7 protein-coding genes are annotated in these 6,741 nt (G+C 50.2%); all 7 read right to left on the bottom strand.

Annotated features, from left to right (window positions below; translation table 11 throughout):
• Positions 1-955: HEAT repeat domain-containing protein (locus tag F2P46_RS35280; protein WP_166899124.1), on the bottom strand; the 955-nt coding region annotated here is incomplete at its 3' end.
• 360 nt (positions 956-1,315) lie between these two features.
• Positions 1,316-2,341, bottom strand: coding sequence for a hypothetical protein (locus F2P46_RS35275; RefSeq protein ID WP_166899122.1), 1,026 nt, complete (start codon positions 2,339-2,341; stop codon positions 1,316-1,318).
• Between the two features lie 9 nt (positions 2,342-2,350).
• Positions 2,351-3,538: a hypothetical protein gene (locus tag F2P46_RS35270; RefSeq protein WP_166899120.1), complete on the bottom strand. Its 1,188-nt coding sequence runs from the start codon at positions 3,536-3,538 to the stop codon at positions 2,351-2,353.
• A gap of 147 nt (positions 3,539-3,685) precedes the next feature.
• Positions 3,686-4,072, bottom strand: coding sequence for a DUF4150 domain-containing protein (locus F2P46_RS35265; protein ID WP_166899118.1), 387 nt, complete (start codon positions 4,070-4,072; stop codon positions 3,686-3,688).
• Between the two features lies 1 nt (position 4,073).
• Positions 4,074-5,174 carry a hypothetical protein gene (locus F2P46_RS35260; RefSeq protein ID WP_166899116.1) on the bottom strand — a complete coding sequence of 367 codons (1,101 nt, stop codon included), beginning with the start codon at positions 5,172-5,174 and terminating at the stop codon, positions 4,074-4,076.
• Positions 5,171-6,298 carry a DUF2169 domain-containing protein gene (locus F2P46_RS35255; protein ID WP_166899114.1) on the bottom strand — a complete coding sequence of 376 codons (1,128 nt, stop codon included), beginning with the start codon at positions 6,296-6,298 and terminating at the stop codon, positions 5,171-5,173. The genes F2P46_RS35260 and F2P46_RS35255 overlap by 4 nt, the downstream gene beginning before the upstream one ends.
• A gap of 12 nt (positions 6,299-6,310) precedes the next feature.
• The coding region (locus F2P46_RS35250) for a DUF6484 domain-containing protein (RefSeq protein WP_208296914.1) at positions 6,311-6,741 on the bottom strand (431 nt) is incomplete at its 5' end.

The raw sequence follows: 6,741 nt of genomic DNA, 5'->3' as shown, positions 1-6,741 counted from the left end.
GTATCTGTGCGGCCATGGCGCGAATCGCTTGCGGGGCGTTTTCGAGCAGGTCGAGGGCGGTTTTGGCATCGATCTCGCGGCCAAGCAGCACGCGTTTGCCGCGACCGACGAGGTGCGGGCTGGCGGCTGTTGCGGCTCGTACCGCAGCCTGGTCCGCTTGAGGGTGTCCGCTGTCGGCGTCGAGCCGGGTTTCGGTAATTAATTGATCGGGGTCCAGGCTCGCGGGATCGGGCTCCGGCAAGGCCAAGCCGCTGGCGGTGAGGTCGATTCCGGTCAGTGTTTGCCATACCCAGCCGGCGTAGCGGCCGACGTCCTCATCCGCTAGCTGGTCGATGACGAAGGGCAGGTGAGCCAGATCGCCATGCCATAGCGCGAACGTGAGGGCGATGCGAGGCGGGAGCTGTGCCAGCATGTCGCGGGCTTCAGGCGCACCAATAGGCATGAGACATGCAAGCTCGCGTGCCCAGCGTTGAAGGCGGCGGCTGGCTTGGGCACGTATGGCGCCGGTTGCGCCGCTGTAAAGGCTGGCCTGCATCAGCACGCTTTGAAGTAGAACTGGACATGCGGCCTCCGCGTCGGCAAGCTTCCCCAACGCGATGGATGCCTCGGCACGCACCTGCAGATCAGGGTCGCTCAATGCCTCGCGAAGCAGGGGAATGATGCTTGCCGGTTGACATGCGACGGCGCAAGCGCGACAGGCAGCTGCGCGGATATGCGAGTTTTGGGACTGTAGATAGGTCGGCAGCAGATTCTTCAGCTGTATGACAGCCACGCCTTCCCTTAAAGCGGTAGCCCGCAATACAGCTACCTGGGCGGCAGGAGCCGCATCCACTTGCGACCAACGTTGGGCAATTGTTGGAAATTGGTCGGCATCGCAGGCGGCTAGGGCGGAAACCACTCCACGAACCAGCTGATCAGGATGCCGACACATCAGATTAATGATATGGTCCAACATGGCGATATTGCCGGACCGCAGTGCGAGCCATGTGCAACTAAACGCTTCGCCGGCCTTACGCCAGCGTTCTAATCCGCTAAGGGAAACTTTCCACCCAAATGCTCCAGCAACAATTAAACCGTCCAAATGTGATTGGAGGAGACAGTTGAAGTGCATTAGGCGCTCGAAGCCAACCTCGGATGAGCTTAATGTCCAGTCCAGTTGTGACCAATAAAAAGCAGCATCCTCAGCGTGACGGACCACTAGGGGCTCGATAACTGGAAATTGAAACGGAAAGTTCATAAATGGTAATGATAAGAATGAAGCAATGTTATAAATTGCACAAATTCACCGATTAAGGGCGATGCCCTCTCAATTGGTCTATTCGAGCACCGATCGGCTCATCTCCGCGACACTGAAAATCTTGGTCCATTTTCCATGTTCGAAAAATGCAGCACCTCCGTAACCAGCGAGCAATAAAACTCCGTCTGAACTCGATAAATTTCCTGAATAAGCTCCTATGCCATCAGGAAGATTGGCGCGCTCGACCTTATCATTTTTGATAAACCATACCCCGCTGTCATTCGTGCACCATACACGGTCCTCATGCCATACCATATCTCGAAATGGTAGCGTTTGACTTCCTTCATGAATGCGCGTCCATTTGTTGCCACGCCCCATATATGTCGTCCCTTTGCGTCCGCTAATGTAAACCTGGTCGTCACCTGCGCAGCAGACGGCCGAAAGTTCAATATTGGTGGGCATAGCGACTTGTTTCCATGTCTTACCGTCAAAGTGAAAAACTTGACCGTCAGTCCCTGCAGTATATACATCTTGTTCACTAAATCCATCAATATCATAAAGCGCATTGTACAAACCGTCGCTCCGCTTAGGATTTGCAATTGCATGGGTATGTCCGAACCAACTGTCTATGCCTGTCCGGGTACCTACGCTATTGTTGCCTCCACAGAAATACACTACACCGTCAATTGACCTAAGCTTATGGATTCCACCGCGACTTGGTCCGCCGTCGTCCCAAGCTCTCATTCCATTTTCGATACTATTTTTTCCTGCCGCAGCTGAGAAAACATCTCCTTCCAATGTAACCGCAAGTGCCTCACGAATCGGTTTTTTCCCACATTCAATCATTGTTCGTCCGAATCCAGTCACGGAGGCTCTACCCATCCTTTTTCCCACGGGATTTGTTCGCGAGAATCCTATTACATGCTTGATTAACTCATCATTGGATGGCGGTGCTTCGGACTCGGAATCCCACTTCGATTTTGACCATTTTGTATAATCTTCACTTCCAATAATGTAAAAATATTCTTTGCTGTGAATTGCGCAATCAATAATATTGAATCCTGATAAACATTGTTTAAATTCAGCGATTGAAATTTCAGACATGGTGACTCCTTAAGGCGGTGGCGGTGGTAACGTGTCCTCAACTATTTCTTTTGGAACTGCCCCACCTTTTCCAGATTTGGCAAGTAAATTTTTGCAATCTTTATAATATGAGTCCAATTGCTTAGCTAAGCACACTGGATTACACTGTTCCGTAGAATCACGGATTGCATTAACGGCGTGCACTCTCATGGACTCATAAGCAATCGGCTTAGGTGGCTTTTTTATTCCATTAATAGCCGTCATTGCTTCATCTAATTTGCCATGCGCGCGACCATGACTTCCATGCAGATTGTCCTGTCCTTCCAAACAAATCGTGGGAGCATTATCATATTTATATTGAAAGCAATCTGCATTTTTCACAGCGGAGTCTGGTATTACATGATGCGGAGTCTGGCCTGGACAACATCCACCCCCATTTGACACTTTATCTTTTGCATTATTCTTAAAAGGCACAAAAAAACATTTACGTGCTTTAAGGCAGGCATTCACCTCAGCGTTGAATGACATAAGTTCGGCCATCACAACATCAGGCTTTTCGACCCACATGGCCATCAACTTCTCAAGTATTTCTCTGCTATGGCCGGTTAGCATTTTCATCCCGTCAAGGACTTCTTTAGCAGACTCGGTACCTAAAACTTTAGAAATTTTTTGTGCTTTATCGTAGTAATCGAATCCTTTTGCTACCCATTTCACTCCCCTTGCTGCCGGCCCAGCTCTGTTGCCAATTCCCGCTTCAACGAGTCCTTCAAAAGTGTCAATAGCAATTATTCTCAGGGTTCCTGCTTTACCATATTTTTGTACTGCTTGATGAAACAAATCATCGAAACCGGCTTTTAATAGCTTTTCGGGATTTTCGGTAAATAGATCAATGGTTTTGCCAAGTCCACTTAAGTCTTCCTTAAATTTATCGACATCTTCTTTGTACTTTGGATCATCTGCTCCGTTGAGTTGAGGCTTAATCCACATTCCGTCACAATGGTCATCCATCCAGCTATTTTCAATCGGATGGTCTTTTCGGTAACCATAAATGGATTGCCCGACTTTGTCGAGCTTGGATATGATCCGCCGCATTTGACTTTTTAGACCAGTATGTCGATTCCGGTCATCATTTTTCTTTTCGACAGATTTAGGTCCACATGCCTCCTTGACTCTCTCTCTATCTTTCGCGCATTCGGCAGCCGTATTAAATGTGTCCAAATATACGCCGCCAGCATTGGCGCTGGTAGCATTTTTCTTAGCTAATGACGTGTTCTTCGCGGGCGGTGAAGACGTAACTGCACTGGGCGAGGACGTTGCCGTTCGGGGTGTCGCTCTTACGGCATTAGGGCGGGGGGGCATTTTGACTTATCCGTGATTATGTGTCATTGGATCAATGTGACGGCATACATTTAATCCCTCTATTTTCACGTCAATTGACCAGTTGGTAAAATACGCATTGCCTTTGATAGTATGGCTTGAAACACCCATGCCAAGATTTCGGGTCGCGGGTTCGTTACCAACACTCTGGGCCAAATATGAAACGTCACGCAATGCAATTGGTGTCCCGCAGATAAAAACCGACGCCGATCCATTTTCTAAATCTTTTGCGTAGGCCGTGTTAACGTAGGGGAGCAATAAAGGACCAGATGGAGGAGCCGGGGGACTCCAGCACAAGTCGGGCCCAGCGACGGATTTTCCATCTGCCGCCTTCGAACAAATTTCATGATTGTTGGCAAAAACATTTGTTTCCATCTCATTTATCTCCATTATATTGGATAACGACTGCACAGCGTGTTCCGTCATCGTTTGCTAAGTGGGCCAGTCCAAGCCGTCCGGGAGTATCAACCGGATGACTTAGTAGCCTATGAAGCCATGCGAGCATCGATGGCCCAGCGGCGGCACCGACATCTCCGATTTTGTCGGCCAAAGTTAGATGGACAAGCTTTCCCCCCCCGAACATGACACGCATCAGCGCGTTGGTACTGTCTTGAGAAAAAAAACTTTCGCCGTTCTGGTCATTAATATAAAAATCCAAATCAGTTGGATGTATGTTTGCTTGCCCACATGCCGCCCTTATCGCGGCCGTAAGTCCCTGGCTTCGACAGGGTATGCTTCCATCATGTCTGCCTGGCTCGTGGGCAATGCCGACGCCGCGGATATGCAATCCGTTGCTCCCAGATATCGTACGGCACAATAATAGTGCTGCAGCTGCTTCCCCAGGGACAAAACCATCACTATTTTCGGTTGTGCAAAGGCGATTTTGATGCAGATTACTATTTATGTCGGCTGCGTTTAGGTAACTATCTACTCCGATTAGCAGTACCTGATCTATGTCTTCGTTAATCAAAATTTGCGCGGCTTTGAATAGTGCCATTCCTAGTCCGGCACGTCCCTCTGTTAAAACAGTAAAATTATGTAAATTGGCGGTTTTTTCTTTATCGCTTTGAAAAATTTCTTGGGCCAAGCTTTTCATTACTATGCACATATTTTCTGCGGATATCGCCGAATCGGAGTGTGGTCGGCTTTGATCTGCCACAAGCATAATTATTGCAGTACGGGCCGTGTCGAAAAGAGACGTTGGTTCTTTCATTTGAGTCATGCAATCACGAATTGCGTATTCTATCCAGCGTTGAGCACGCTCATTTCCGTAAATGCTATCGGGTAGCATAGCCGCCACTATTGGCTTAGATGAAAAAGTATAAAAGTTACTTTCTTGAAAATGATCGAGGTTTGCTCGCATAGCGCATTGTGCAGCGTCGAGTTGATAGCCTACTGCACAGCATAGTCCCGCTGCTGCAACTAACATGCTATTTCTCACAGGCAATTGATTTTCGCTCTCTTTTCGATTCATCATGCGATTTCTCTCAAGTCATCTTCGCCGGGTGCTTGGACACAATCCGTACAGCTGTCCACCCCCATCGATTTGTCGCGCCACCATTTCTGGCTTACTGAACCGACGGCAACCGCAGAAAATTCGTGTATGCGCTTCTTAATCGGGACCGTAGCGCGCCAGACGACGCTGAAACGTTTTTGATCCGGTTCGAAATATAGTGTATCAGCTACGGCGACTAATTCTTCGGTACTATAATCTGTACGCAAAATTCGAATATTAAGCGCGTCGAGTTTAGGTAGCTTGAAGCGAACATCGGAGCGTCCAGCCACCATGTTGTGGAGAACAACTTGCTCATTCCCTTTAGGATATGGCATTTGCTGATCGTCTGGTGCGCATTGATTGAATTGGTCGTCGAAATCTTCCGGTAAAAAGGGGAACACATTTTTTCGCCAGTCTTCGTCATAAGTTCCACCGTAACTGGGGCGAGGGTGCCAGTTTCGTGCGATGGCAGAGAATGCAACTGGTTTTTGTTTACTGTTGGGATGTCGCACTGGGTCGTCTAGTGCTTCCAGGTTCGGAGCTGGCTGGCCATTATAGCCCTCATCGGTTCGCGAACCGAACCAGCCGATCCCTGCAGGGTTGACTAGGTGCGCCTCGGTTAATGTCTTCGCATTTGCCCCCCAGCCTTCCTTGAACTTACGTGTTCCCCCGAACGCCTTTCCAAAATGCAAAGGCATTTGCGTAAATGGTTCGGCATTTGTAAGTGATACCATCCCCAGTCGCTTTTTCCATTGGCGCTCCCCATGGACTTTTGCCCCTTTGCGTAGCGGCCCCACCTGCCAAGCGACGGACAACTCCTTTACAGGTTCGCCATGAGGGGAATGGGCGCTCGCGTTAAATAGCACGTCGCAGCGCGGCTTGAATCGAACTATGTCAGATCCGTAGAGCATTGCGCTCTGACCTGCATCTCCGACATAGATATCTGTTTGCTCTATTGCCTGTGCCGGAATTGGCCTTGCACGCTCTCCAGGTGCCGGAATTTGCCACGTGCCTTTCGTCATCACGACTAGATGCTCTCGACCTGAGACATCTGCGGCCACAGCTATATCAACAATTAAGTTTCTTGATGCAACGATAATCTCCAATGGGAACCTCGCCTAATTGATATTGACCGAGCCGCCCAAAATGCGCTGTGTCGCACTGGCGTGACTAGTGATGTACGTGCCGCGTAGCTGAATGCGGCCATCCGCGCTGAGAATCAGTGCCGCATCGCCGCAGCGCAGCTCAATCTCGTGTTCGGCGGTGAGCACTACGCGCTCGCCGTCGAGGAGCACGTCGGCAGGGGTGGGTGCCGGCACCGCCGGCGCGCCCAGCATCAGGCCCAATATAATCGGTTGCATCGGATCGCCGCCCTCGAAACCGAGCGCCAGCGCTTGTCCAATATTGCTCGGATCGAGCGGGCTGATGCTGCGGGCGCGGATGCGGCTCAGGCCGAACGTGGCGATGCTGACCAAGGCGCCGCCGTCGGCGCCGATACCATCGAAGGTACCCACGGCAATGCCGTCTGCGCGTGCGGGCCGCTGCGGCG

It is taken from the genome of Massilia sp. CCM 8734, assembly GCF_011682155.1.
Taxonomy (GTDB): Bacteria; Pseudomonadota; Gammaproteobacteria; order Burkholderiales; family Burkholderiaceae_D; genus Telluria_A; species Telluria_A rubra.
The sequence above is the reverse complement of the archived record's forward strand: the minus strand, read 5'-3'. Positions and strand labels throughout refer to the sequence as shown.